Origin of the sequence: Lysobacter sp. Root690, assembly GCF_001427785.1 — a bacterium.
Classification (GTDB): Bacteria; Pseudomonadota; Gammaproteobacteria; order Xanthomonadales; family Xanthomonadaceae; genus Lysobacter.
In genome coordinates this window covers 950,394-975,247 of record NZ_LMHM01000013.1, presented here as the reverse complement: position 1 = coordinate 975,247, position 24,854 = coordinate 950,394, and the positions used below count along the sequence as shown (strand labels likewise).

Sequence of the window (24,854 nt, the reverse complement as noted above, 5' to 3'; positions counted from 1 at the left end):
AACCCATCTTCGTTACGCGAGGTTTCCGGAATGGTTGCGTGCTCCGGCGCAATCGAAAAAGCGACTGCGTGGTACGTAGCAAATTGAGGAAACCGAAAAACAACAAGGGGCCCATTGGGCCCCTTGTCCGTACAACTGGATTTCGGTGTGTTCGCGCGAGCAGAGCGCGATCACAAAGCCCAAGCCTGCGGCCAAAAAAGAAAGCCTCGTGAGAGGCTTTCCATCAGCCGAAGCTGGTAGCGGGGGTAGGATTTGAACCTACGACCTTCGGGTTATGAGCCCGACGAGCTGCCAGACTGCTCCACCCCGCATCAGGCCGACCACTATAACGGCCGGCGGAACTTCCTGCAAGCGTTTAATCAGATTTACTTGATTCGCGCCTGCCGCTTCGAGACCGTTTGTTTCCGCGAGAAACTGCGTGGAAACGATGTCGTTGCGTGAGCCCGCAATAATAGAGCGTGTTCAAAATATTTCAAGTCTTTTTTCGGTAATGGCATGCAAGCGAAGAATCGCGAGGCGCTGGGCGCGTCAGGCGCGTGCGTCGCCGTCGGCGCGACGATCATGGCATCTGCGCTGCAGCGGCCTGGGTAGGAACGGCGCGAGCCACGGCCGCGGGCGCCAATCACCCCGAACCTGCTTCGTAGCCAGCGCACCGTAATCTGCGCCGTAAGCGCCGTAAGCGCCGTAAGCGCGGTGTCGCGGTCGCGGCTTGCGCCGCTCCTACCTGGGAATGCCCCACGAGCGCAGCGTCGCGGTTGCAGTCCGTTGCGCCGCACTTCGGCCGCCCCTGTAGGAGCAGCGCGAGCCGCAACCACGGGGTGTCGAATCTCGCCGTAACTACGCCACGAGCGAAGTATCGCGGTCGCTGCATACGCCGCTCCTGCAAGTTCACTGCCCCAAAACGCATCGGGCCGGCATAAAGCCGGCCCGATGGCGAATCAATACGCTTGGCCCGGATCAGGCCTGAAACGCACGCAGGCACCATTCCATGATCGGATTCCAGGTCAGGCCCAGGGTCAGCAGCGCGAGCGCGTTGACCGCGAACACCACCCGCAGCGGACGGTCTTCGCTCGGCGCCGGCATCTTGCCCTCGGGCTCGTCGAAGTACATCGCCTTGATCACGCGCAGGTAGTAGAACGCGCCGACCACCGCGAACACCACACCGACGATCGCCAGCCACAGCATGTCGCCGTGCAGCGCGGCCTTGAGCACCGCCAGCTTGGCCCAGAAGCCCAGGAACGGCGGCAGGCCGGCCAGCGAGGCCATCACGCACAGGATCATCGCGGCCAGCCACGGGTTGCGCGCGTTGAGGCCCTTGTAGTCGTCGATCTTGTCGGCCTCGAAGCCGCGGCCCGACATCACGATGATCGCGCCGAACGCCGCCGCGGTCATCAGCGAATAGCTGATCACGTAGAACATCGCAGCGGCGAAGCCCTGCGGGCCGCCGCCGGCCATGCCGATGAACAGGAAGCCGACGTGCGAGACGGTCGAATACGCGAGCAGTCGCTTGATATTGGTCTGGACCAGGGCGCTGAGGTTGCCGATCGCCAGCGAGATCACCGCCAGCCCGGCCAGCAGCAGGCGCCAGTGATCGTCGAGGCCGGCGGCGCCGACATCGAGCAGGCGGTAGGTCATGCCGAACGCGGCCAGCTTGGGCGCGGCGCCGATGAACAAGGTGATCGGGGTCGGCGCGCCCTGGTAGACGTCGGGCAGCCACATATGAAACGGCGCGGCGCCGAACTTGAAGGCGATGCCGGCGACCACGAACACCACGCCGGTGACCATCATCAGCGAGGACGGGCCGACCGAGCCGGCGACCGCGATCTGGTCGAGCATCAGGCTGCCGGTGGCGCCGTAGATCAGCGACAGGCCGTACAGCAACAGGCCCGAGGCCAGCGCGCCGAGCACGAAGTACTTGATCGCCGCTTCCGAGGCCAGCGGGCTGTCGCGATCCACCGCGACCAGCGCGTACGAACACAGCGCGAGCATTTCCAGGCCGACGTAGACCATCACCAGGCTGCCGGCGGAGACCAGGAACATCATGCCGGCGATCGCGAACAGCATCAGCACCGCGACCTCGCCCTTGTACAGGTTGCGCGCGCGCAGGTAGGGCCAGGTGTAGATCAGCGACAGGATGCCGACCACGCCGATGCCGAGCTTGAGCCCGTCGGCGGCGGTATCGCGCACGAACATGCCGCTGAGCACCGTGCCCTGCCCGCCCACGTCGAAGGCGATCAGCGCGGTCGCGATGGCGACCACGACGATCGAGGCGACGTGGGTGACGATGCGATTGCGCTCCTCGACGAACAGATCGAGCATCAGCAGCGCGAACGCGCCGATGACCACCACCAATTCGGGCAGCAGGGGCATCAGGTCGGCGAAGGTCCGTACGGGCATGTTCATTAGTGAATCTCTTGGCGGATCAGGCCCGGTTCGAGCCTTGCTCTAGGAACGAGTTCAGAGGAGTGAGAAGTGAGCTGCGGCGTCCGCGCTTCCAACTCGTTCCTCACTGCTCGCTTCTACTCATTTCTCCACCGCGCGGGCCGAGGCCCGCGCAGCGCTTACAACTTGCTGGCGACGATCTGGGTGGCGAGATTGGCGATCGCCGGTTCCATCAGGTCGGTCAGCGGCTTGGGCCACAGGCCGAGCACCAGCACACCGGCCGCGAACACACCCAGCACGAAGGCTTCGCGCGGGTTGATGTCTTCCAGCTCGGCGACGTGCGCGTTGCCCACTTCGCCCCAGATCACTCGCTTGACCAGCCACAGCGTGTAGCCCGCGCCGACGATCAGCGTGGTCGCCGCGCCGAAGGCGATCAGCGGATGGGCCTGGAACGAAGCCAGGATCACCATGAACTCGCCGACGAAACCCGAGGTGCCCGGCAGACCGGAGTTGGCCATCGCGAACAGCACCACGAACGCGGCGAACCACGGCATGACATTGGCCACGCCGCCGTAATCCTTGATCATGCGGCTGTGCATGCGGTCGTACAGCACGCCGACGCAGGTGAACATCGCGCCCGACACGAAGCCGTGGCTGATCATCTGCACCATCGCGCCCTGCAGGCCCAGGCGCGCGGCATCGCTGCCGTGGACGTCGCCGTTATGGACCAGGGTGAAGGCGATGAAGGTGCCCAGGGTGACGAAGCCCATGTGCGAGACCGACGAATACGCGATCAGCTTCTTCATGTCCTCCTGGACCAACGCGACCAGGCCGACGTAGATGATCGCGATCAGGCTCAGGCCGATCACCAGCCCGGCGTACTCGTGGCCGGCATCGGGCACGATCGGCAGGACGAAGCGCAGGAAACCGTAGCCGCCGATCTTCAACATGATCGCCGCCAGGATCACCGAACCGGCGGTCGGCGCTTCCACGTGCGCGTCCGGCAACCAGGTGTGGACCGGGAACATCGGCACCTTGACCGCGAACGCGATCAGGAAACCGAAGAAGATCCACATCTGCTCGGTCGCGGTGAGCTGCAGCGCGTACATGTCCGCGAGCTGCCAGCTGCCGCCCTTGAGGTACAGGTAGATCAACCCGACCAGCATGAACACCGAGCCTAGGAAGGTGTACAGGAAGAACTTCACCGACGCGTACACGCGGCGCGGACCGCCCCACACGCCGATGATGATGAACATCGGGATCAGCATGCCTTCGAAGAAGACGTAGAACAGCAGCGAGTCCAGCGCCGAGAACACGCCGACCATCAGGCCTTCGAGGATCAGGAACGCGGCGTAGTACTGGCTGACGCGCTTGTCGATCGAAGTCCAGGCGCTGATCAGCACCAGGGTCGAGGTCAGCGTGGTCAACGCGATCAGCGCCGCCGAGATGCCGTCCGCGCCGAGGTGATAGCGGATGTCATAGCTGGGAATCCACGCGCGCTGTTCGACCAGTTGCATCGTCGCGCTGGTGAAGTCGCCATGGGTGAACATCGTCAGGCTCAGGCCGAAGGTGACGATGGCCACGACCAGCGCGAACCAGCGCGCGGCGTTGGCGCGTTCGTTGCCGAACGCGAGGGTGGCGAAGCCGCCGAGAATCGGCAGCCAGATCAGGAGGCTAAGCAAGGGCACGGGGCTCACGTCTCGGGTCCTTGTGTGGTTATTGCCAGAACCGGATGACGACGGCCAGAAGCACAATCAGGCCGATAATCATCGCGAAGGCGTAGTGGTAGAGGTAACCGGACTGGACCCGGCGGGTCAGGTTGGCGATGAAGCCGACCAGACCGGCGCTGCCGTTGACGATCGCGCCGTCGATCAGCTTGCTGTCGATCGCGCGCGAGGCCTTGCCGACCTGCATGCCGCCGCCGGCGAAGCCGTCGATCCAGAGATTGTCCATGCCGTATTTGTTTTCCAGGATGCGGATCGGCAGCTTGAACAGCTTGGCGGCCTTGGCCGGAAGTTCCGGCTTCCACAGGTACATGATCGTGGCCAGCGCGAAGCCGGAGAAGGCGAGCCAGAACGCCGGCGCGGTGAAGCCGTGCAGCGCGAACTTGATCGGGCCGTGCCAGGCTTCTTCGCCGACCTGGGCGATGGTGTCGCGCGCGGCCGACAGGTCGATCGCGCCGAGGAAGAACGGCAGCTGCTTCTCGTGACCGAGCCAGTCGGTGCCGAACAGCATCGGGCCGGCGGTGAAGAAGCCGATCAGCACCGACGGGATCGCCAGCAGGATCAGCGGCAGGGTCACCACCCAAGGCGATTCGTGCGGCTCGTGCGCGCCATGGTGACCGTGGGCATGATCGTCGTGCTTGCCGTGGTCGTCGTGCGCATGCGCGGCATGGTCGTCATGCGCATGTGCGTCGTCGTGACCGTGCCCGGCATGCGCGTCGCGGAAACGCTCCTTGCCGTGGAAGGTCATGTACAGCAAGCGGAAGCTGTAGAACGCGGTCACGAAGGCGCCCAGCAGCACCGCCCAGTAGGCGTACTGCGAGATCCAGCTGGCGTGCTCGCCGTGCGCGGCATGCGCGGCGGCTTCGATGATGGTGTCCTTCGAGTAGAAGCCGGCGAAGAACGGCGTGCCGACCAACGCCAGCGTGCCGAGCAGACTGGTCCAGTAGGTGATCGGCATGTACTTGCGCAGTCCGCCCATCTTGCGCATGTCCTGCTCGTGGTGCATGCCGATGATGACCGAGCCGGCGGCCAGAAACAGCAGCGCCTTGAAGAAGGCGTGGGTCATCAGGTGATACACCGCGGCCGAGTATGCCGACACGCCGAGCGCGACGGTCATGTAGCCCAGCTGCGACAGGGTCGAGTACGCGACCACGCGTTTGATGTCGTTCTGCACGATGCCGATCAGGCCGGTCCAGAACGCGGTGGTGGCGCCGATGAACAGCACGAAGTTGAGCGCGGTCTGCGACATCTCGAACAGCGGCGACATGCGCGCGACCATGAAGATGCCGGCGGTCACCATCGTCGCGGCGTGGATCAGCGCCGAGATCGGAGTCGGGCCTTCCATCGAATCAGGCAGCCACACGTGCAGCGGAACCTGCGCCGACTTGCCCATCGCGCCGATGAACAGACAGATGCAGATCGCGGTCGGCGCCGACCATTCGACCGGCTGGTCCAGCAAGGTCCAGGTGTGGCCGAACAGGCTCAGGCTGCCGCTCCAGACCGGAATGGTCTTGTCGGCCAGCGTGCCGGCGTTGGCGAACACGGTGCCGTAGTCGAGCGAACCCAGGATCGACAGCACACCGGCGATGCCGAGCAGGAAGCCGAAGTCGCCGACGCGGTTGACCAGGAACGCCTTCATGTTGGCGAACACCGCGGTCGGCTTCTTGAACCAGAAACCGATCAGCAGGTACGACACCAGGCCCACCGCTTCCCAGCCGAAGAACAGCTGCAGGAAGTTGTTGCTCATGACCAGCATGAGCATCGAGAAGGTGAACAGCGAGATGTAGCTGAAGAAGCGCTGGTAACCAGGGTCCTCGGCCATATAGCCGATGGTGTAGATGTGGACCAGCAGCGAGACGAAGGTGACGACCACCATCATCATCGCGGTCAGCTTGTCGACCATGAAGCCGACGTGGGCCTCATAACCGCCGATCTGGAACCAGGTGTAGACGTTCTCGTTGAACGGCGAGGCGCCCTGCCCGGCCAGTTGCCACAGCACATACATCGACATCGCGCAGCTGGCCGCGACGCCGAGGATGGTGATCGTGTGCGAGCCGGCGCGGCCGACTTTGCGTCCGAACAGGCCGGCGATGATGGCGCCGAGCAGCGGCGCCAGCACGATCGCGAGCAGGATGGACTTGGAGATTGCGGGTTCCATGCCGGATCAGCCCTTCATCGTGTCGATTTCAGCGACGTTGATCGTGCGCCGGTTGCGGAACAGCGTGACCAGGATCGCCAGGCCGATGGCGGCCTCGGCGGCGGCGACGGTGAGGATGAAGAACACGAACACCTGACCGGCCGGATCGGCCAACTGGCGCGAGAACGCGACGAAATTGATGTTGACCGCGAGCAACATCAGCTCGATCGACATCAGCAGCACGATCACGTTCTTGCGATTGAGGAAGATGCCGGCGACGCTGATGCAGAACAGCACCGCGCCCAAGGCCAGATAGTGGCCGAGGGCTAGACCCGACCCGATGAATTCGTTCATGGCTTGGCCTCCTGCGCGGCGGGCTCGGCGGGCGTGGGTTCGACCACGGCCGGCTTCGTCGCGTCCATCTTGATCATGCGCACGCGGTCGCTGGCGCGGACCCGCGACTGCTCGCTCGGATTCTGGTGCTTGGCGCCGGGGCGGCGGCGCAGTGTCAGCATCACCGCGGCGATCACCGCCACGGTCAGGATCACCGCGGCGACCTCGAACGGCAGCAGGAAGTCGGTGAACAACGCCATCGCCAGCCACTTGGTGTTGGAACCGCCCGAGGCGTCGGCGGTCAGCGGCGCGACGATGCTGGCCTTGACTCCGATCAGGGTGACCATCTCCACCAGCATCACCACCGCGACCAGCAGGCCGACCGGCAAGTAGCGCACGTAGCCTTCCCGCAGCGGCGCGACGTCGATGTCGAGCATCATCACCACGAACAGGAACAGCACCATCACCGCGCCGACGTAGACCAGGATCAGGGCCACGCCGAGGAATTCGGCGCCGGCGATGATCCACACGCAGGCGACCGAGAAGAACGTCAGCACCAGGCTGAGCGCGGCATGGACCGGGTTCTTGACGCTGATCACGGCCACGGCGGACAGCGTGGCCGCGGCGGCGAAGACGAAGAAGGCGATCTGGGCGAGATCCATATCAGTACTCAGCGGAAGGCGGCGTCGGCGGCGCGGCGCTCGGCGATCTCGGTCTCGAGACGGTCGCCGATCGCCAGCAGCTGCGGTTTGGTGACGATGTTCTGTCCGCGCTGTTCGAAGTGGTATTCGTGGATATGCGTTTCCACGATCGAGTCGACCGGGCACGACTCCTCGCAGAACCCGCAGAAAATGCACTTGAACAGGTCGATGTCGTAACGCGTGGTGCGGCGGGTGCCGTCCGCGCGCTTTTCCGAGTCGATGGTGATCGCCAGCGCCGGACACACCGCTTCGCACAGCTTGCAGGCGATGCAGCGCTCTTCGCCGTTGGGATAACGGCGCAGCGCGTGGATGCCGCGGAAACGCGGCGACTGCGGGGTCTTCTCCATCGGGTACATCAGCGTGTACTTGGGCTTGAACAGGTACTTGAGCGTCAGCCCGAGGCCCTGCATCAGCTCGATCAGGAGCAGACTCTTGAAGTAGGAAACGATGCGATTCATGTCGAGGATGCCTGTCCTTACACGTTCGGCAGGAACACTTTGTAGTACGCCATGACGGCGACTACGCAGATCCAGGCGATGGTCAGCGGGATGAAGACCTTCCAGCCCAGCCGCATGATCTGGTCATAGCGGTAGCGCGGGAACGAAGCACGGAACCAGATGAAGCAGCTGGCGAAGAAGAACACCTTTGCGAACAGCCACCACCAGCCGTCGACCGACAGGAACGGAATGCCCAGGCCCTGGAACGGGCTCAGCCAGCCGCCGAGGAAGAACAGCGCGGTCAGGAAGCTGATCAGGATCATGTTGGCGTATTCGGCCAGGAAGAACAGCGCGAACGCCGAACCCGAATACTCGACCATGTGACCGGCGACGATTTCCGACTCGCCCTCGACCACGTCGAACGGCGCGCGGTTGGTCTCGGCCACGCCGGAAATGAAATACACCACGAACAGCGGCAGCATCGGCAGCGCGAACCATTCCAGTGCGCCGGCGTTGCCGGACTGCGCCATCACGATGTCGGTGAGATTCAGGCTGCCGGCGCCGACCATCACGCCGACCATGGCGAAGCCCATGGCGATTTCGTAGGACACGACCTGCGCGGCGGCGCGCATCGCGCCGAGGAAGGCGTACTTCGAGTTCGACGCCCAGCCGGCGAGGATGATGCCGTACACGCCCAGCGAGGTCATCGCCAGCAGATACAGCAGGCCGGCGTTGGCGTTCGACAGCACCGCTTTCGCGTCGAACGGCACCACCGCCCAGGCCGCGAACGCGGGCGCCAGGGTCAGCAGCGGCGCGAGCTTGTACAGGAACGGCTCGGCCTTGGCCGGCTGGATCACTTCCTTGAACAGCAGTTTGAACACGTCGGCGAACGCTTGCAGGATGCCCATGCCGACGTACATCGGACCGCGGCGCACGTGCATCCAGCCGATCAGCTTGCGTTCCCAGACCACGTAGAACGCGACGGTGATGATCACCGGCATCGCGATCAGCAGGATCTTGAGCACGATCCAGGCCACCGCGCCGGCCATGCCGAACGACAGGAACCATTCGCGCGTCGGGTCGACGACCTGGGTGAAGAACATTCCATCGGCCATGGTTTAAGCCCTCCCCGCCTGCACGCGGCCGGCACCCAGCGGTGCGGTGGCGCCATGCCCGCTTTCGATCCATACCGTGCCCGGCGCGACCTGCGCGCTGAGCACCACCGGCAGTGTCGCCGTGCCGGCGTCGGCGCTGAACTTGCCGACCATGCCGTCGCCGAAACCGAGCGCGGCCGCATCGTTGGGATTGAGCACGGCGCGCGGTTCCAGGTTGAGCGGATGCGATTGCAGCGCCGGCGCACGGCGCACGGTGGCGTCGCTGCGGTAGATCGCGGTCGACACCGCGACTTCCAGCCCCTCGCCCGCCACTGTCGGCGCGCGGCCCGCGGCCGGAGTGACGGCGCGTGGCGCGATGCCGGCGCGCAGACCGGCCAGATCGGTGAAGGCGAAACCATCGGCGTTCAACTCGCCGCCGAGCGCGCGCAGCACGCGCCAGCCCGGACGCGCTTCGCCCGGCAGCTTGCCGCCGGCCGCTGCGTTCTGGGCGATGCCGTCGAGATTGGTCAAGGTCGCATCGACCTCGGGCAGCAGACCGATCGGCAGGATCACGTCGGCCACGGCCTTGGTCGAACGGCAGGCGTAGTGGCTGAAGGCCACGACCTGGGCCGCGCCGAGCGCGCGCAGCGCGCTTTGGGTGTCGGCGAAATCCAGACCCGGCTCGATGCCGTAGATCACATAGGCGCCGCGCGCATCGCTGAGCATGCCGGCGGCGTCGCGCGAACTCGGCAGCACGCCGTATTGGGCGAGACCGACCGCGTTGGCGCCCTGCGGAATGCGGCACAGCTTGGCGCCGGTAGCATCGGCGAACGACGCGGCCGCGGCGCGGATCGCGGCCGCGTACGGGCCGTTTTCGGCCAGCGCGCCGACGATGATCGCGACGTGGTTGCCGGCCTTGGCGACTTCGCGCAGCGTGTCGTCGCCGAGCGCGGCGGCGAGCTGCGACGGCGCGACGATGCGCTTGCTGGCGATGTCGAAGGTGAAGTCGAAATCGACCGGGTTGACCACGTGGATCTTGGCGCCGCGAGTGAACGCCTTGCGGATACGCTGATGCACCAGCGGCAGCTCGTGGCGCAGGTTGCTGCCGACGATCACCACGACATCGGCCTGGTCGATCTCGGCGACCGGCATGGCGAAGGTTTCGGCGACCGCGGCGTCGGACAGATCGTGCTGCGAGATGCGGTGATCGATATTGCCGGTACCCAGTGCTTCGGCCAGGCGCGCGAGCAGCGCGCCCTCTTCGTTCGAGGTCGCCGGATGCGCGAGCACGCCGAGGTTGTCGCCGGCGTTGTCGTGCAGGATCTTCGCCGCGCGCGCCAGCGCTTCGTCCCACGACGCCTCGCGCCACTCGCCGTTGTCCTTCACCAGTGGACGCTGCGCGCGATCTTCCGCGTACAGGCCCTGGTGCGAATAGCGGTCGCGGTCCGACAGCCAGCACTCGTTGACCGCTTCGTTGTCGCGCGGCACGGTGCGCAGCACGTCGCCGCGACGCAGATGCAGGAACAGATTGCTGCCGAGCGCGTCGTGATAACCGAGCGACTCGCGCGCGGTCAGTTCCCACGGACGCGCCTTGAACTGGAACACCTTGTTGGTCAGCGCGCCGACCGGGCACACGTCGATGACGTTGCCCGACAGCTCGGTGGTCAGCGGCTTGCCGTCGAAGGTGCCGATCTGCAGGTTCTCGCCGCGGTACATGCCGCCGAGTTCGTAGGTACCGGCGATTTCGGCGGTGAAGCGGACGCAGCGCGTGCACTGGATGCAGCGGGTCATCTCGGTCGCGACCAGCGGACCGATGTCCTCATCGGGCACCACGCGCTTCCGCTCGGAGAAACGGCTGACCGAACGGCCGTAGCCCATCGACAGGTCCTGCAGCTCGCACTCGCCACCCTGATCGCAAATCGGGCAGTCGAGCGGATGGTTGACCAGCAGGAACTCCATCACGTTGCGCTGCGACTTCAACGCCTTTTCGCTGCGGGTGACGACCTTCATGCCGTCCATGACCGGGGTGGCGCAGGCCGGCGCCGGCTTGGGCATCTTCTCGACTTCGACCAGGCACATGCGGCAGTTCGCCGCGATCGCCAGCTTGTCGTGATAGCAAAAACGCGGGATCGGAATGCCGGCCTTGTCGGCGGCCTGGATGATCATCGAACCCTTCGGCGCGGCCATCTCGACGCCGTCGATGAAGACGGTGACGTGATCGGGCGGCAGATTGGGGTTTACCGGTTGGGCGCTCATGCAGCCACCTTCTTCTCGACCACGGTGCCCGCGGCCTGATCATCAACGAGGAACCGCTTATTGACGATCGCGTACTCGAACTCGTCCCAGAAGTGATGCAGGAAGCCCTGCACCGGCCACGCCGCGGCTTCGCCGAACGCGCAGATGGTGTGGCCTTCGATCTGGCCCGCGGCGGCGCGCAGCATCTGCAGGTCTTCCAAGGTCGCGTGCTTGTCGACGATGCGGGTCAGCATGCGGTACATCCAGCCGGTGCCTTCGCGGCACGGCGTGCATTGGCCGCAGCTTTCCTTGAAATAGAACCGAGCGATGCGCTGACACGCGCGCACCATGCAGGCGGTTTCGTCCATCACGATGACCGCGCCCGAGCCCAGGCCGGAACCGGCCTTCTGCAGCGAGTCGTAGTCCATCGTGCAGGCCAGCATCTGTTCGGCCGGCAGCACCTTCATCGACGAACCGCCGGGAATCACGGCCTTGAGCTTGTTGCCGTTACGCACGCCGCCGGCCATCTGCAGCAGATCGGCGAACGGGGTGCCCAGGCGGATTTCGAAATTGCCCGGATTATTGACGTGGCCAGAGACCGAGAAGATCTTCGGGCCGCCGTTATTGGGCTTGCCCAGGTTCAAGAACCACTCCGCGCCATTGCGCAGGATCGCCGGCACCGAGGCATAGGTCTCGGTGTTGTTGATCGTGGTCGGCTTGCCGAACAGGCCGAAATTCGCCGGGAACGGCGGCTTGTAGCGCGGCTGGCCCTTCTTGCCTTCCAGCGATTCCATCAGCGCGGTTTCTTCGCCGCAGATGTAGGCGCCGGCGCCGAGCGCGCCGTAGATGTCGATGTCCACGCCGCTGCCGAGCACGTTCTTGCCCAGCCAGCCGTTCTCGTAGGCTTCCTTCAACGCCTGCTCGAAATGCTCGAACGGCTCGTGATGGAATTCGCCGCGCAGGTAGTTATAGGCCACCGTCGAACCGGTCGCGTAGCAGGCGATCGCCATGCCCTCGACCACCGAATGCGGGTTGAAGCGCAGGATGTCGCGATCCTTGGCGGTGCCAGGCTCGGATTCGTCCGAGTTGCACAGGATGTACTTCTGGGTGCCGCTGCCCTTGGGCATGAAGCTCCACTTCAGGCCGGTCGGGAAGCCCGCGCCGCCGCGGCCGCGCAGGCCCGAGGCCTTGACCGCGTTGATGATCTCGTCCTGCGGGGTCTTCTCGGTCAGGATCTTGCGCAGCGCGCTGTAGCCGCCGGTCTTCAAATAATTTTCGTACGACCACGGCGTGTCGTAGTGCAGGGTCGTATAGACGACCTGGTGCTCCTGCGGAGCCGGGCCGACCGGGCCGTAGCCCTTGGAATAGTCGTGGTGACCGTGAGCCATCTCGCCCGACCTCACTTCAAGCCATCGAGCAGCTCGTCGACTTTCGTCGCGTCGAGCTTCTCGTGGTAATGACCGTTGACGACGACCACCGGCGCGCCGCAGCACGCGGCCAGGCATTCTTCCTCGCGCTTGAGGAAGACCCGGCCATCGGCGGTGGATTCGCCGAGCTTGCAGCCCAGCTTCTTTTCGGCATGCGCGACCAGTTGCTCGGCGCCGTTGAGCCAGCAGCTGATGTTGGTGCAGAACGCGACGTTGTTGCGGCCGACCTTCTCGGTCTCGAACATCGAGTAGAAGCTCGCGACCTCGTAGGCCCACACCGGCGGCAGGCTCAGGTACTTGGCGACCGCGGCGATCAGCTCATCGGTCAGCCAGCCGCCGTTCTGCTCCTGCGCCGCATGCAGCCCCTGCAACACGGCCGAGCGCTTGCGGTCCGGCGGGAACTTGGCCAGCCAGTGGTCGATGTGCGCGCGCGTGCCGTCCGACAGTGCCACCATCGGATCGACGTGCTGTGCGGCCTCGAAATTGCCTGTCGCTTTCATAGGGGTAAAGCCGGGAATCGGGAATTGGGAATCGGGAATCGGTTGGAGCGGGACGCGGTGAATCGAAAAATCCGGGGCGATCGATGCTCGGCGCGAACTCGTGCAGCCTCAGCTTTATCGATTCCCGATTCCCAATTCCCGATTCCCGCCTTCACCGATCGATCTCGCCGAACACGATGTCGTAAGTACCGATCATCGCCACGACGTCGGCCAGCATGTGGCCCTTGACGACTTCGTCCATCGACGACAGATGCGCGAAGCCCGGCGCACGCAGCTTGCAGCGGAACGGCTTGTTGGCGCCGTCGGAGACCAGGTAGCAGCCGAATTCGCCCTTGGGCGCTTCCACCGCGGCGTAGGTCTCGCCGGCCGGCACGCAGTAGCCTTCCGAGAACAGCTTGAAGTGATGGATCAAGGCTTCCATGTCGTCCTTCATCTCCTCGCGCTTGGGCGGGGCGACCTTGAAGTTGTCGACGATCACGGGGCCGGGATTGGCGCGCAGCCACTTCACGCACTGCTTGATGATGCGGGTGGACTCGCGCATTTCCGCCACGCGCACCAGATAGCGGTCGTAGCAGTCGCCGTTGACGCCGACCGGGATGTCGAAATCGACTTCCGCGTACTTGGCGTAGGGCTGTTTCTTGCGCAGATCCCAGGCGATGCCCGAGCCGCGGATCATCGGACCGGTCATGCCCCAGGCCAGGGCCTGTTCGGGCGGAATCACGCCGATGCCGACGGTGCGCTGCTTCCAGATGCGGTTGTCGGTCAGCAGGGTTTCGTATTCGTCGACGCGCTTCGGAAAATCGTCGGCGAAGGCGTCGAGATAATCGAGCATCGAGCCTTCACGCCAGGCGTTGAAACGCTTGAGGCCGGCGCCCTTCTTCCACGGCGATTCCTTGTACTGCGGCATGCGCTCGGGCAGATCGCGGTAAACGCCGCCCGGGCGGTAATACGCCGCGTGCATGCGCGCGCCGGAGACCGCTTCGTAGCAGTCCATCAGCTCTTCGCGCTCGCGGAACGCGTACAGGAACACCGCCATCGCGCCCAGGTCGAGCGCGTTGGAACCGATCCACATCAGGTGATTGAGGATGCGGGTGATTTCGTCGAACAAGGTGCGGATGTACTGCGCGCGCGCGGGCGCCTCGATCCCCAGCAGGGTTTCGATCGCGCGCACGTAAGCGTGCTCGTTGCACATCATCGACACGTAGTCCAGGCGATCCATGTAACCGATCGACTGGTTGAACGGCTTGGACTCGACCAACTTCTCGGTGCCGCGATGCAGCAGGCCGATATGCGGATCGGCGCGCTGCACCACTTCGCCGTCCATTTCCAGGATCAGGCGCAGCACACCGTGCGCGGCCGGATGCTGGGGACCGAAGTTGAAGGTGTAGTTGCGGATCTCGGCGTTGTTGAGGCCGGAGGTGCCGCTGTTGACGAGCGGCATGTCGGTGGCGGGGTTGCTCATTACTTCACCTCGCCTTGTGCGGCGTCGCGCTGCGCCGTCTCGCCTTGGGCGGTCTGGTAGCGCGCGTCATCGCGGATCACCCGCGGCACGCCTACGCGCGGGTCGATCGATACGGGCTCGTAGATCACCCGGCGCTTGTCGGCGTCGTAACGCACTTCGACGTTGCCGATCAGCGGGAAATCCTTGCGGAACGGATGGCCGACGAAGCCGTAGTCGGTGAGGATCCGGCGCAGGTCCGGATGGCCTTCGAACACGATGCCGTACAGGTCGAACGCTTCGCGTTCGAACCAATTCACGCCCGGCCAGATGTGGCACAGCGAACCAACCACGGGCAGATCGTCGTCGGCCGCGAACGTCTTCAAACGCACGCGCTGATTGTGCTGACACGACAGCAGATGCGCGACCGCGGCGAAACGCCGCGCCGGCAGCGAATCGGCGGCGCCGTTGGGCGACTCGCCCCAGCGGAAACGGCCGGCGCTCTTGCCTTCCACGCCACGCGAGAAGCCTTCCGAGGACACGTCGGTGTCCCACTCGTCGCTGCCGTAACTCAGGTAATCCACGCCACTGACGTCGACGCACTGTTCGAAACCGAATTCGTCGCGCAGCGCGAGCGCCGCGGCAAGCCATTCGGTGGGCGCCACTTCCAGAGTGATCTCGCCGCGCGGCTGCGCCACGATGACCGAGGCGCCGGCGAAGCGTTCGTTCAAGCGCTGGGCAAGCTGCGCGCTGCTCGGAGCAACGCCGCTCATTCGCGCACGCCCTGCTTGCTGTCGCCGAAGTTGGTGCCGCGACGGATCTTGCGCTGCAGCTGCAGGATGCCGTAGACCAGCGCTTCGGCGGTCGGCGGGCAGCCCGGCACGTAGACGTCGACCGGGACCACGCGGTCGCAGCCACGCACCACGGCGTAGGAATAGTGATAGTAGCCGCCGCCGTTGGCGCAGCTGCCCATCGAGATCACCCACTTCGGGTCGGGCATCTGGTCATAGACCTTGCGCAACGCCGGGGCCATCTTGTTGACCAGGGTACCGGCCACGATCATCACGTCGGACTGGCGCGGCGACGGGCGGAACACCACGCCGTAACGGTCCAGGTCCAGGCGCGAGGCGCCGGCGTGCATCATCTCGACCGCGCAGCAGGCCAGGCCGAAGGTCATCGGCCACATCGACCCGGTACGCGCCCAATTCCACAGCGTGTCCAGGTTGGTGGTGACGAAACCCTGCTGCAGCAGCGGGTTTTCGCCTTCCGGGCGCAGGATGTCGTCGAGGCGTCCTTCCGGAATCGGGTTGTGCATCAGGCCCGACACGGTGTCGCTGACGGTTTGGATCACTCCCATTCGAGCGCTCCCTTCTTCCAGACGTAAACGAAGCCGAGCAGGAGCATGCTGGCGAAAATGCCCATTTCGATGAGCCCGACCGGACCGAGGTCGCGGAATACGGTGGCCCAGGGCACGATGAAGATGATTTCCAGATCGAAGATGATGAACTGGATGGCGATCAGGTAATAGCGCACGTCGAATTGCATGCGCGCGTCTTCGAAGGCTTCGAAGCCGCATTCGTAGGGAGACAATTTCTCCGCGGTCGGGCGCTTGGGCCCGAGCACATTGCCTACCACCAACAGGGCGACGCCGATACCACCGGCGACGATCAGGAACAGCAGAGTCGGCAGGTATTCGGCCAGCACGCGGTGTTCTCTCGGCTACTTGTTCGGCTACATGGGCGCGTTTCCGCGACCTTGGCTTGGCGCCACAGCGCCCAGTCGTGTGGACACGCGGCGCGGCCCGCCGTGCGTGCCGCACCTGCGTACCGTGGTGCGAGTTGCGAATAACTCGATAAAGCTGACAGTTGGATGTGGTGCCCAAAGGGGGACTCGAACCCCCACGACCTAAGTCGCTACCACCTCAAGGTAGTGCGTCTACCAATTCCGCCATCTGGGCACTGCTACCAACCTGCGGCCATCCTGGCCTGGACTTCGTAAGCGCTTTGCGAAGCCGCCTGGTCATCGCTGACCGATCCTGCCATCCGAGGCAGGATACTGGAACTGTATTTTAACCTGTTTATCTCAGCCGCCAGTAGCCGGCTGCTTTGCCGGGACTGCCTGCTGAGCGGGCGCCTGCGCGGGCGTCGCCGACGGCGCGGCCGGAACCGTGCCCGTGGGCGCCGGAGCGGCCTGACCCGAGGGAGCCTGCGGGGTCGCGCCGCTCGGCGCGGTGCCGGCCGGAGCCGTGCTCGTCGGAGCCGTACCCGTCGGAGCGGCCGGGACGCCAGTCGCGGGCGCGGCCGGAGTACCGGTCGCCGGAGCGGCCTTGGTCGCCGGGATCTGCTGATTCATCAGGCTCTGATCGAGCGCCTTCGGCGCGGCGGTGGTGACGCGACTCGCCTGCCAGGCCATGAACAGGCTGATCACGAAGAACGCGATCGCCAGCCACTTGGTGGCCTTGGACAGGAAGTTGGACGAGCCACGGGCGCCGAACACGGTCGCCGACGCACCGCCGCCGAAACCCGAGCCCGCCTGCGCTCCCGCGCCGCGTTGCATCAGGATCAGCGCGATCATGGCGATCGCGATCAACACATAGATGACGTTGAGGAACAACAGCATCGTTAGGGATTCTTCGCTGGGTGGAACTCGTTACGACCGCGTCGGCCCGGAGTGGTTCGCCGGAACGTCGCGATCAGGGTGCCGCCGCTGCCGCGATGGCGTTGAAGTCCGCTGCGACCAGAGAGGCGCCGCCGACCAGGCCGCCATCGACGTCGGGCTGGGAAAACAGCGCGGCGGCATTGTCGGCTTTCACGCTACCGCCATAAAGGATCGGTAGCGAGCCAGCAATTCTAGCATCGTGCGCCGCGATTTCGCTACGGATGAATGCGTGCATTTCCTGGGCCTGCTCGGGGCTGGCGGTTTTGCCGGTGCCGATCGCCCACACCGGTTCGTAGGCCACGATCGCGCCGTCCAGGCCGAGCACGCCGACCAGTTCGAAGATCGGCGCGAGCTGTTCCTGCAGGCGCCACTGCGCCTTGCCGTCCTCGCGTTCGCTCAGGGTCTCGCCCACGCACAGGATCGGCACGAGTCCCGCGGCCTTGGCCGCGGCGAACTTGCGCGCGACCAGTTCGCTGCTTTCGTTGTGGTATTGGCGGCGCTCGGAATGGCCGACCAGGCCGTAGACCGCGCCGACTTCCTTGAGCATCGTCGCGGAGACTTCGCCGGTGTAGGCGCCCTTGACGTTGCTGCTGACGTCCTGCGCGCCGAAGTTGAGGCCGCGCTCACCGTAGTGTTCGACCAGTTCGCCCAGATACGGCAGCGGCGGCAGGATCACCCGCTCGACCCCGGCCGGCGGCGTCTGCGCCGCGACTTCGTCGAGCAGGGCGAATGCGAATTCGCGGCTGCCATGCAGTTTCCAGTTTCCGGCGACGATTCTGCGGCGCATGGCCACTCCCTTGGTGCGAAGACGGCGCAGTCTAGCGGCTGGGCGGCGTTTGGGCGAACCCGGCCGCGGCGCGGCGAACCGCGACGCAGTCGACGGGCGCGCTCCGCGACCGGCGTCACGCCCGTGGCCGACCGCCCCACCCCGCCTTTACCGGGCGCGGTTTCGTCCCCATTGCATGGTCATGAGTCCGACTTCGAATTCGACCGTCCTGCGCAGCTTCGCCCCGATCCGATCGCCGCGGGCGCGGGTGCTGATCCTCGGCAGCATGCCCGGCGCGGCCTCGCTGGCCGCCGACCGCTACTACGCGCATCCGCAGAACCGGTTCTGGCCGATCATGGGCGCGCTGATCGGCGCCGGGCCGGAGTTGGAGTATCCGCGGCGGATCGAGGCCCTGCGCGCGGCCGGAATCGCGCTGTGGGACGTGCTGGCCCAGTGCGAGCGCGAAGGCAGCCTGGATTCGGCGATCCGCGACGACACCGCGGTCGCCAACGATTTCACCGGCTTCTTCGCCGGCCACCCGCGGATCGCCACGGTGCTGTTCAACGGCGCCAAGGCCGAGGCCAGCTTCCGTCGGTTCGTGCTCAAGCCGCTGGCGCGCCCGGACCTGACCCTGCTGCGCCTGCCCTCGACCAGCCCGGCCAATGCCTCGCAGCGTTACGAGGCTAAGTTGTCCGCTTGGCGCGAGGCGTTGCGCGCGGGCGGGGTGGCAGTGCGCGAGGCCTGAGCGGCCGGATCCATCGCAACACTCCCGCGCTTTGGATTGCCCATGGCGGCTTGCCGGACCCGAGGTGCGTGCCGGGCGGGCGAAAAGCTCAGGGGCTGAAACCCACACAAGCCGCCGCCCACATCGGCCCGATCTCGCATCAGCGCCCAAAATCGCGTTGCATCGATGAAACATCGCGGCCTTGTGCCTCGACCCCGACAACCGAACTAGAACCCTTGCCGGCAAAGGCTTTGCGGCCGATGAACACGTGTCCGACCGGCGGCCAGCGCGGCCGCGATCGCCGCTTTTCTTCGCTCCCGCGCTGTCCTGCGACCGCGCGCACCGCCGTTTCCTGGGGTTAGCCGCCCACAAGGGGGCCGCCAATCACCGAACGATCGCTTGCGCCGCGCTTCAGGCGGCGTGGGAGGCCGGGCTGTTGCCCGCCACTCGGCAATCGTTCGTCGATCGGAGTTTCAACGCCGGCGCGCCGCTCGGGTCGAGCGCGCCGAACGCCACAGTCGTCGACCCGTCAATCGCCAATGGAAGCGATACCACAAGGAGCTCCACCATCATGAAGTCGCATCGCATCAATCCCCCGTGCCGTCTGTCCCGCAAGCTCGCCTTGCTCAGCGGCATCGCGCTGCTCTCCTCCGCCGCCCTCGCGATGGCCGGCGAAAAAGTGATCCGTACCGCCTACGGCGACGTCGCCTCGATCGACGCGCCCAAGTCGCAGCAGCTCAACGCCAAGAGCGCCCAGGCCCACCCGTTCGCGACCGCGCGCCAGCGCGCCGCGGCCAAGCCGGTGATCTGGGTCGACCGCGACAGCAAGGCCGGCCCCGCCGCTTCGGCCGACCTGACCGACAAGCTGATCCGTACCGCCGGCAGCGCGCCGGGCGGCGACGCGCCGGCGTTCGGCAACTACCTCGCACGCACTCATTTCCGTGCCACCTGGGACAAGCTCGACGCGCTGGATGCGCGCCAGGGCGCCGCCCCGGACGTCTCGATCTCGCAGGAGAAGGACGGCGCGCACTACGGCTACACCCGCACCCTGGGCAACTACTACACCACCCAGTGGAAGGCGGCGCCGTGGAACAAGATCGGCAAGCTGTACTTCACCAAGCCCGACGGCAGCGGTTCGTACTGCACCGCGCAGGTGTCCAGCGGCACCGCGGTGCTGACCACCGCGGCGCATTGCGTCTACACCTTCGGCTCGGGCTGGAACTCCAACTTCCTGTTCGTGCCGGCCGAGCGTTACGGCGAGGCGCCGTACGGCAAGTTCGGCTGGAGCACCGCGCGCGTGCCGACCAACTGGATCAACCAGGGCACCCGCCGCTGGGACGTGGCGGTGATCAAGCTGACCGGTGAGCAGGTCAGCGGCATTCCGGTGACCAGCTATGTCGGTTGGCTCGGCCGCGCCTGGAATCAGCCGTATTCGTTGTTCACCTACTCGCACGGCTACGCCAGCAACCTGAGCACGCAGTACACCAACATCTGCGCCGGCCAGACCTACGACTCGGCGTCGGAAGGCACCAACGTGGTGGTGCAGGGCTGCGACATGACCTACGGCGCCAGCGGCGGCGCGTGGCTGATCAACTACACGCCTAACTCCAGCGCCGGCAATCAAGTCAACAGCGTGGTCAGCGGCCCGCACATCGGCGCCTTCGGCACCGCCTGGGTGGGCGCTCGCTTCAACGACGACAACATCGTCGCGCTGTGCACCGCGATCGGTTGCTGATCGCGGCGTGACCGCCTCGTGGCGGCGGGCGCGAGGAATCGTGCCCGCCGCCATCGCGACGATCGCGCTTGCGGCCGAGGGATCGGCCGACTCATCGGGCCCCGGAGACGGGCTCGCCGCGCGGCCCACTATCGAGGCCGCGGGCTGGGGCAAGGATGCCCGCCATACCTCGACGAAGCCGGCCACCGCGCCGGCTTCATCATGTCCGCGGCGGTGAAGTCCGGTGGCCTCGTGGCCATAGCGCCCGACCATCGGCAAGAGCACTGCGGTCACCGACGATCCACACGCCGGACACGCCCGCGGCCGACGCTGCGTACAAAGGATGCGGCGCTACGTCGCAATATCGGCGCAAATAGAATGCCGATCCAGCGAGCGGCGGTAGGCGGCGTGGTTACAGTGGGCGGCATGAAACCGACCCCGCCCCGTCCGCTGCTGCCGATCCTGCCTTATCGCAAGCCGACACCGGGCCGCGACTACTGGGTCGTCGACGACGTCCTGCCCGACCCCGACGGCGTGCGCGCCCGTTTCCTGGCCAAGACCGACTGGAGTCAGGGCTACCCGTACAAACCCGAAAGCTGGCCCGGGCAGCGCGCCATGCCCGGCCTGAGCGACGACGAACTGGCGATCGTCGAGACCCGGGTGCGCGACGCGCTCGGCGCGACCCGCCTGTGGGTCGGCGCCGCGCCGGACGGCCAGACCCTCAATCACAACTGCGTGCAGGTGGTCGGCATCGACGAATGCGAGCCGCGCCCGCACACCGACTCGCGCACGATGTGCCGCTATGCGGCGGTGCTGTACCTGAACCCGTCGGTGCCGGACCACTGCGGCACCGGTTTCTATCGCCAGCGCCTGGGCAACGGCCAGCGCGGCGGCAACACCGTGTCGCCGCCGCACGCCAACCTGGTCGAAGCCCTCGGCACGCGTTTTGTCGCGCCCGACGCCTTCGTCGAGGACGTGGTGGTCCCGCACCGCTACAACCGGCTGCTGCTGTACCGCGCCAATCTGATCCACAGCGCCAGCGGCTACTGGGGTCGGACCCTGGACACCATGCGCATGGCCGCGGTGTTCTTCTGGATGGTCTGAGCCGGGCGCGATGAGCCGGCCGCGAGCGGCTTCGCGCGGGGCCGGACAACGCGGGGCCGGATATGACGAAGCCGGCGCAAGGCCGGCTTCGCGACGAACGCAATCGCTGCGGACGCTTACTTCAGCTTGATCTCGCGCAGGCGCTCTTCCAGATAGCCCTGGGCGGTGATCGGCTCGGGATAACGGCTGGGATTGTCGGCGCTGATCGTCGAGGGCAGCACGTCGATCAGGAAATCCGGATTCGGGTGCAGGAAGAACGGGGTCGAATAACGTGGCTGGCGCGCCTTCTCGCCGGGCGGGTTGACCACGCGGTGGGTGGTCGACGGGTACACGTGGTTGGTCAGGCGCTGCAGCATGTCGCCGATGTTGACCACGATGGTGTCGGCGTCGGCGGTGAACGGCACCCACTCGCCCTTGCGCGACTTCACTTCCAGGCCGGCGGCGCTGGCGCCGACCAGCAAGGTGATCAGGTTGATGTCCTCGTGCGCGCCGGCGCGCTCGTTGGGGATGTCGTCGGCGGTGATCGGCGGGTAGTGGATCGGGCGCAGGATCGAATTGCCCGAATCGGTCTTGTCGGCGAAATACGTCTGCGGCAAGCCGATGTGCAGGGCCAATGCGCTGAGCACGCGCGAACCTAGGTTATCCAGCGTGGTGTACAGGCCATAGGCCTGCTCGCGGAACTCGGGGATCTCGTCGGGCCACAGGTTGGCCGGCATCTCGGCGGCGTACTTGGAGTCGCGCGGGATCTCGCGGCCGACGTGCCAGAACTCCTTGAGGTCGAAGTGCTTGGCGCCCTTGGCGGTCTCGACCCCGAACGGGGTGTAGCCGCGCGCGCCGCCGCCGCCGGCGACGTGGTACTTGCGCTTGACCTCTTCGGGCAGGGCGAAGAAGCGCTTGAACACGTCGTAGGACTGATCGATCTGCTCGGCCGGGATGCCGTGGCCGTTGATGCCGGCGAAGCCCCATTCGCGGTAGGCCGCGCCGAGTTCGGCGACGAACGCCTCGCGGTCGGTGTCGAAGCGGCGAATGTCCAGGGTGGGAATCTGACTCACGTGATTGTCCTGTTGGTGTCTCGTCCGAATAGACCGCTATCTTCGCTCAAAGCCGCCATCGGCGCGCAAGCCCGACCTGGCGGCACATCGAAAGCGGTCGGCTGGGCGGCCCGAGGATGAACGAAATCGCCCGAGCCTGAACCAGTTGGCACATAAGCCGTGAACAGATCGGACGGACCGTCCAAAGGTGGTGTTTTAGCGCTGTGCGACAGGCTAAAGTCGCGCCCCCGACCCGGCGATACCCGCCGGTTGCAACACTGCCCGCCGAGGCCCGCACCGCATGCAAGACCCCGCCGCTCGCCCCGCCACCCCGGCACGCCGTGCCCTGGCCTGGTTGACCGGCTTCACCCTGGGCAATGCGGCGGTCGCGATCGCGATCGCCGCCTCGAACATCCCCTTCGCCCACCTCGCCGAGCACTGGAAGGCGGCGTTCTTCCTGACCCTGGCCCTGCCCGGCCACTTCGTGTTCTTCGGCGCCCTGCTCGGCCTGATCCCGTTGCTGCTGGGGCGCTTGAGCCGGCGCGCGAGCTGGATGACGGTCGCCGCGGTGATCCTGCAGACCGCCTGGATCTGTCTGCTGGTCGCCGACGCCAAGGTGTTCGCGCTGTACCGCTTCCACCTCAACGCGATGGTCGCCAACATGGTGTTCGGCGGCGCGATGCAGGACCAGGTGGTGTTTTCCGGCACGGTCTGGGGCTTGATCGCGCTGGCGATCGGCACGGTGCTGGCCCTGGAAATCGCCGCCGCGTGGCTGTGCTGGCGCTGGATCGAGCGGCGCCCGGGCGCGGTCAAGATCCTGCGGGCCTGGTGGGTCGCGCTCGCGGTGATGCTGTTCGGCCAGGCCATGATCGCCTACTACGATGCGCGCGGCGATCGCGCGGTGTTGTCGCAGTTGCCGTACATCCCGTGGGCGCAGCCGATCACCTTGAAGGATTCGCTGCACCGCTTCGGGGTCAAGAGCAATCCCAACTCCGCCCTGCCCGTGCTCGGCTCGGGCCTGCTGGCGTATCCGCGCAAGCCGCTGGACTGTCAGGCCGCGCCCAAGCTCAACGTGGTGGTGATCCTGCTCGAATCGCTGCGCCACGACGCGCTCGATCCGACCGTCATGCCGAACACCTGGCGCTACGCCCAGCAATCGCAGTGGTTCGACGATCACTACAGCACCGGCAACGCGACCCGGTTCGGCCTGTTCGGCCTGCTGTACGGCCTGCCCGGCGGTTACTGGCACCCGATGCTGGCCGAACAGCGCGGCTCGGCCTTCATCGGCCAGATGAAGAAAGACGGCTACGCGATGCACATCTACGGTAGCGCGCCGCTGTACAACCCGGAGTTCGACCGCACCGTGTTCTCGGAGGTGCGCAATCACGTGGTCAACGGCCCGCGCGAACGCCACAGCGCCGAACGCGACCGCGCCATCATCGACCGCCTGCGCGGCGACCTCGCCGCGACCCGGCCCGACCAGCGCTTCTTCGGCTTCGTGTTCCTGGATTCGCCGCACCAGCCCTATTACATGCCCAAGGGCTACCCGCCGCTGTTCAAGCCGATGGCCGACTCGATCAATCCGCTGGAGTTCGGCCCGGACCACGACCCGATCCCGGACTTCAACCGCTACCGCACCGCGGTGCATTACAGCGATTCGCTGATCGGCGATTTCCTGGCGAGCCTGCAGGCCAGTCCTTTCGCCGACAACACCGTGGTGTTGATCACCGGCGATCACGGCGAAGAGTTCAACGACCTCAAGCAGAACTACTGGGGTCACAACGGCAATTTTTCCGACTACCAGTTGCGCACGCCGTTCGTGCTTCATTGGCCGGGCAAGCCGCCGCGCAAATTCAGCCACACCACCTCGCATCAGGATTTCGTGCCGACCGTGATGCAGCACGCACTGGGCTGCCGCAACGATCCCAACGACTACAGCACCGGCCGCGACTTGTTCGGCCCGGCCCAGAACGCGCGGCCGCTGCTGGTCGAAAGCTGGTCGCAGCGCGGCATCCGCCAGGGCGACCGGATCTATCTGTTCGACAACTACGGCGCGGCGACTGTGGTGGATCGCAACTACCGGCCGCTGCCGGACGCGAAGGTCGATCCGGCGGCGGTGAGTCAGTCGTGGGAGATGTTGACGCGGTTTCAGCAGCGCTGAGGTTGGGTGTTCAAAACCTTGGGCGCTGGAGCTGCGTGCTCGATGTTTTCGAGCGGTGCGCTGTGGAGTTTTCGATCGGTGCGCTGCGAACGTGAGTCGTCTATCGCTCAATTGAACGACGCCCGTTGCACGTCGGCGTAATGGCGGCGATCCGCGAACTCTATAGCCCACTTTGGAAAAGGGGGCGAGCGCCCGGCGCCGGTTCGTTTGGATGCGAAGAATCGGAGCGCGGGGGATTCGTTTTTCGCGCACGACGCGGTGCGCTTGGAGGAAAAGCGAATCCCCCCT

22 protein-coding genes and 2 tRNA genes are annotated in these 24,854 nt (G+C 65.8%); 4 read left to right on the top strand and 20 right to left on the bottom strand.

The window, feature by feature from the left end; translation table 11 throughout:
- Positions 1-234: 234 nt before the first annotated feature.
- From ASD86_RS16240 to tpiA, 18 genes are all read right to left on the bottom strand, one after another.
- A tRNA-Met gene (locus ASD86_RS16240) sits at positions 235-311 on the bottom strand.
- Between the two features lie 646 nt (positions 312-957).
- Positions 958-2,403, bottom strand: coding sequence for an NADH-quinone oxidoreductase subunit NuoN (nuoN, locus tag ASD86_RS16235; protein ID WP_056112565.1), 1,446 nt, complete (start codon positions 2,401-2,403; stop codon positions 958-960).
- Between the two features lie 158 nt (positions 2,404-2,561).
- The gene (locus ASD86_RS16230; protein ID WP_056112562.1) at positions 2,562-4,079 is read right to left on the bottom strand and encodes an NADH-quinone oxidoreductase subunit M; all 1,518 of its coding nucleotides are present in this window, start codon (positions 4,077-4,079) and stop codon (positions 2,562-2,564) included.
- A 19-nt stretch (positions 4,080-4,098) separates the two neighbouring features.
- Entirely contained in the window at positions 4,099-6,264 is a 2,166-nt protein-coding gene (nuoL, locus tag ASD86_RS16225; protein ID WP_056112557.1) for an NADH-quinone oxidoreductase subunit L, read from the bottom strand.
- 6 nt (positions 6,265-6,270) lie between these two features.
- Complete coding sequence (gene nuoK / locus ASD86_RS16220) at positions 6,271-6,597, bottom strand: NADH-quinone oxidoreductase subunit NuoK (RefSeq protein ID WP_036108545.1); 327 nt, start codon at positions 6,595-6,597, stop codon at positions 6,271-6,273.
- The gene (locus ASD86_RS16215; protein ID WP_036108546.1) at positions 6,594-7,238 is read right to left on the bottom strand and encodes an NADH-quinone oxidoreductase subunit J; all 645 of its coding nucleotides are present in this window, start codon (positions 7,236-7,238) and stop codon (positions 6,594-6,596) included. Before ASD86_RS16215 ends, nuoK begins: the two co-directional genes overlap by 4 nt.
- An 8-nt stretch (positions 7,239-7,246) precedes the next feature.
- Positions 7,247-7,735 (bottom strand): NADH-quinone oxidoreductase subunit NuoI, encoded by a 489-nt coding sequence (gene nuoI / locus ASD86_RS16210; RefSeq protein WP_036108548.1) that lies wholly within the window; start codon positions 7,733-7,735, stop codon positions 7,247-7,249.
- A 17-nt stretch (positions 7,736-7,752) separates the two neighbouring features.
- Positions 7,753-8,817 (bottom strand): NADH-quinone oxidoreductase subunit NuoH, encoded by a 1,065-nt coding sequence (gene nuoH, locus ASD86_RS16205; RefSeq protein ID WP_056112555.1) that lies wholly within the window; start codon positions 8,815-8,817, stop codon positions 7,753-7,755.
- 15 nt (positions 8,818-8,832) lie between these two features.
- Positions 8,833-11,064 carry an NADH-quinone oxidoreductase subunit NuoG gene (nuoG, locus tag ASD86_RS16200; protein WP_056112552.1) on the bottom strand — a complete coding sequence of 744 codons (2,232 nt, stop codon included), beginning with the start codon at positions 11,062-11,064 and terminating at the stop codon, positions 8,833-8,835.
- Positions 11,061-12,431 (bottom strand): NADH-quinone oxidoreductase subunit NuoF, encoded by a 1,371-nt coding sequence (gene nuoF, locus ASD86_RS16195; RefSeq protein WP_036108553.1) that lies wholly within the window; start codon positions 12,429-12,431, stop codon positions 11,061-11,063. Before nuoF ends, nuoG begins: the two co-directional genes overlap by 4 nt.
- 11 nt (positions 12,432-12,442) lie before the next feature.
- Positions 12,443-12,970 carry an NADH-quinone oxidoreductase subunit NuoE gene (gene nuoE, locus ASD86_RS16190; protein ID WP_056112548.1) on the bottom strand — a complete coding sequence of 176 codons (528 nt, stop codon included), beginning with the start codon at positions 12,968-12,970 and terminating at the stop codon, positions 12,443-12,445.
- A 151-nt stretch (positions 12,971-13,121) separates the two neighbouring features.
- The gene (locus ASD86_RS16185; RefSeq protein WP_056112862.1) at positions 13,122-14,411 is read right to left on the bottom strand and encodes an NADH-quinone oxidoreductase subunit D; all 1,290 of its coding nucleotides are present in this window, start codon (positions 14,409-14,411) and stop codon (positions 13,122-13,124) included.
- A 20-nt stretch (positions 14,412-14,431) separates the two neighbouring features.
- Positions 14,432-15,181, bottom strand: a complete 750-nt coding sequence (locus ASD86_RS16180) for an NADH-quinone oxidoreductase subunit C (protein ID WP_056112546.1) — start codon at positions 15,179-15,181, stop codon at positions 14,432-14,434.
- The gene (locus tag ASD86_RS16175) at positions 15,178-15,765 is read right to left on the bottom strand and encodes an NADH-quinone oxidoreductase subunit B (RefSeq protein ID WP_056112542.1); all 588 of its coding nucleotides are present in this window, start codon (positions 15,763-15,765) and stop codon (positions 15,178-15,180) included. The genes ASD86_RS16180 and ASD86_RS16175 overlap by 4 nt, the downstream gene beginning before the upstream one ends.
- Complete coding sequence (locus ASD86_RS16170) at positions 15,756-16,112, bottom strand: NADH-quinone oxidoreductase subunit A (protein WP_036108557.1); 357 nt, start codon at positions 16,110-16,112, stop codon at positions 15,756-15,758. The genes ASD86_RS16175 and ASD86_RS16170 overlap by 10 nt, the downstream gene beginning before the upstream one ends.
- Before the next feature lie 168 nt (positions 16,113-16,280).
- Positions 16,281-16,365, bottom strand: a tRNA-Leu gene (locus tag ASD86_RS16165).
- Positions 16,366-16,490: 125 nt separating this feature from the next.
- Positions 16,491-17,027 (bottom strand): preprotein translocase subunit SecG, encoded by a 537-nt coding sequence (gene secG, locus ASD86_RS16160; protein ID WP_056112540.1) that lies wholly within the window; start codon positions 17,025-17,027, stop codon positions 16,491-16,493.
- Between the two features lie 73 nt (positions 17,028-17,100).
- The gene (gene tpiA, locus ASD86_RS16155) at positions 17,101-17,853 is read right to left on the bottom strand and encodes a triose-phosphate isomerase (protein ID WP_056112537.1); all 753 of its coding nucleotides are present in this window, start codon (positions 17,851-17,853) and stop codon (positions 17,101-17,103) included.
- Between the two features lie 181 nt (positions 17,854-18,034).
- On the opposite strand from tpiA, the gene ASD86_RS16150 reads away from it, so the two are divergent.
- From ASD86_RS16150 to ASD86_RS16140, 3 genes are all read left to right on the top strand, one after another.
- Positions 18,035-18,577, top strand: coding sequence for a DNA-deoxyinosine glycosylase (locus ASD86_RS16150; RefSeq protein ID WP_056112858.1), 543 nt, complete (start codon positions 18,035-18,037; stop codon positions 18,575-18,577).
- A gap of 550 nt (positions 18,578-19,127) precedes the next feature.
- Entirely contained in the window at positions 19,128-20,291 is a 1,164-nt protein-coding gene (locus tag ASD86_RS16145; protein WP_056112534.1) for a hypothetical protein, read from the top strand.
- A gap of 405 nt (positions 20,292-20,696) precedes the next feature.
- Positions 20,697-21,374 carry a DUF6445 family protein gene (locus ASD86_RS16140; RefSeq protein WP_056112855.1) on the top strand — a complete coding sequence of 226 codons (678 nt, stop codon included), beginning with the start codon at positions 20,697-20,699 and terminating at the stop codon, positions 21,372-21,374.
- A 116-nt stretch (positions 21,375-21,490) separates the two neighbouring features.
- Here the strand turns inward: ASD86_RS16140 and ASD86_RS16135 are convergent, their stop codons facing one another.
- Entirely contained in the window at positions 21,491-22,426 is a 936-nt protein-coding gene (locus ASD86_RS16135; protein ID WP_056112531.1) for a 2-oxoglutarate and iron-dependent oxygenase domain-containing protein, read from the bottom strand.
- Positions 22,427-22,706: 280 nt separating this feature from the next.
- Between ASD86_RS16135 and ASD86_RS16130 the strand changes: the two genes are divergently transcribed.
- A complete protein-coding gene (locus ASD86_RS16130; RefSeq protein ID WP_056112529.1) occupies positions 22,707-24,566 on the top strand; it encodes a sulfatase-like hydrolase/transferase in 1,860 nt (619 codons plus the stop codon).
- A 107-nt stretch (positions 24,567-24,673) separates the two neighbouring features.
- On the opposite strand, the gene ASD86_RS27905 is transcribed toward ASD86_RS16130, so the two are convergent.
- Positions 24,674-24,854: hypothetical protein (locus ASD86_RS27905; protein ID WP_235567774.1), on the bottom strand; the 181-nt coding region annotated here is incomplete at its 5' end.

Coding starts and splice junctions, on each gene's coding strand:
- secG (WP_056112540.1), bottom strand. CDS start 17,027: ATGCTGTTGTTCCTCAACGTCATCTATGTGTTGATCGCGATCGCCATG.
- nuoG (WP_056112552.1), bottom strand. CDS start 11,064: ATGAGCGCCCAACCGGTAAACCCCAATCTGCCGCCCGATCACGTCACC.
- nuoF (WP_036108553.1), bottom strand. CDS start 12,431: ATGGCTCACGGTCACCACGACTATTCCAAGGGCTACGGCCCGGTCGGC.
- ASD86_RS16140 (WP_056112855.1), top strand. CDS start 20,697: ATGAAACCGACCCCGCCCCGTCCGCTGCTGCCGATCCTGCCTTATCGC.
- nuoL (WP_056112557.1), bottom strand. CDS start 6,264: ATGGAACCCGCAATCTCCAAGTCCATCCTGCTCGCGATCGTGCTGGCG.
- ASD86_RS16180 (WP_056112546.1), bottom strand. CDS start 15,181: ATGAGCGGCGTTGCTCCGAGCAGCGCGCAGCTTGCCCAGCGCTTGAAC.
- ASD86_RS16185 (WP_056112862.1), bottom strand. CDS start 14,411: ATGCCGCTCGTCAACAGCGGCACCTCCGGCCTCAACAACGCCGAGATC.
- ASD86_RS16150 (WP_056112858.1), top strand. CDS start 18,035: ATGAGTCCGACTTCGAATTCGACCGTCCTGCGCAGCTTCGCCCCGATC.
- nuoI (WP_036108548.1), bottom strand. CDS start 7,735: ATGAATCGCATCGTTTCCTACTTCAAGAGTCTGCTCCTGATCGAGCTG.
- ASD86_RS16145 (WP_056112534.1), top strand. CDS start 19,128: ATGAAGTCGCATCGCATCAATCCCCCGTGCCGTCTGTCCCGCAAGCTC.
- tpiA (WP_056112537.1), bottom strand. CDS start 17,853: ATGCGCCGCAGAATCGTCGCCGGAAACTGGAAACTGCATGGCAGCCGC.
- nuoN (WP_056112565.1), bottom strand. CDS start 2,403: ATGAACATGCCCGTACGGACCTTCGCCGACCTGATGCCCCTGCTGCCC.
- ASD86_RS16175 (WP_056112542.1), bottom strand. CDS start 15,765: ATGGGAGTGATCCAAACCGTCAGCGACACCGTGTCGGGCCTGATGCAC.
- nuoH (WP_056112555.1), bottom strand. CDS start 8,817: ATGTTCTTCACCCAGGTCGTCGACCCGACGCGCGAATGGTTCCTGTCG.
- ASD86_RS16130 (WP_056112529.1), top strand. CDS start 22,707: ATGCAAGACCCCGCCGCTCGCCCCGCCACCCCGGCACGCCGTGCCCTG.
- nuoK (WP_036108545.1), bottom strand. CDS start 6,597: ATGAACGAATTCATCGGGTCGGGTCTAGCCCTCGGCCACTATCTGGCC.
- nuoE (WP_056112548.1), bottom strand. CDS start 12,970: ATGAAAGCGACAGGCAATTTCGAGGCCGCACAGCACGTCGATCCGATG.
- ASD86_RS16215 (WP_036108546.1), bottom strand. CDS start 7,238: ATGGATCTCGCCCAGATCGCCTTCTTCGTCTTCGCCGCCGCGGCCACG.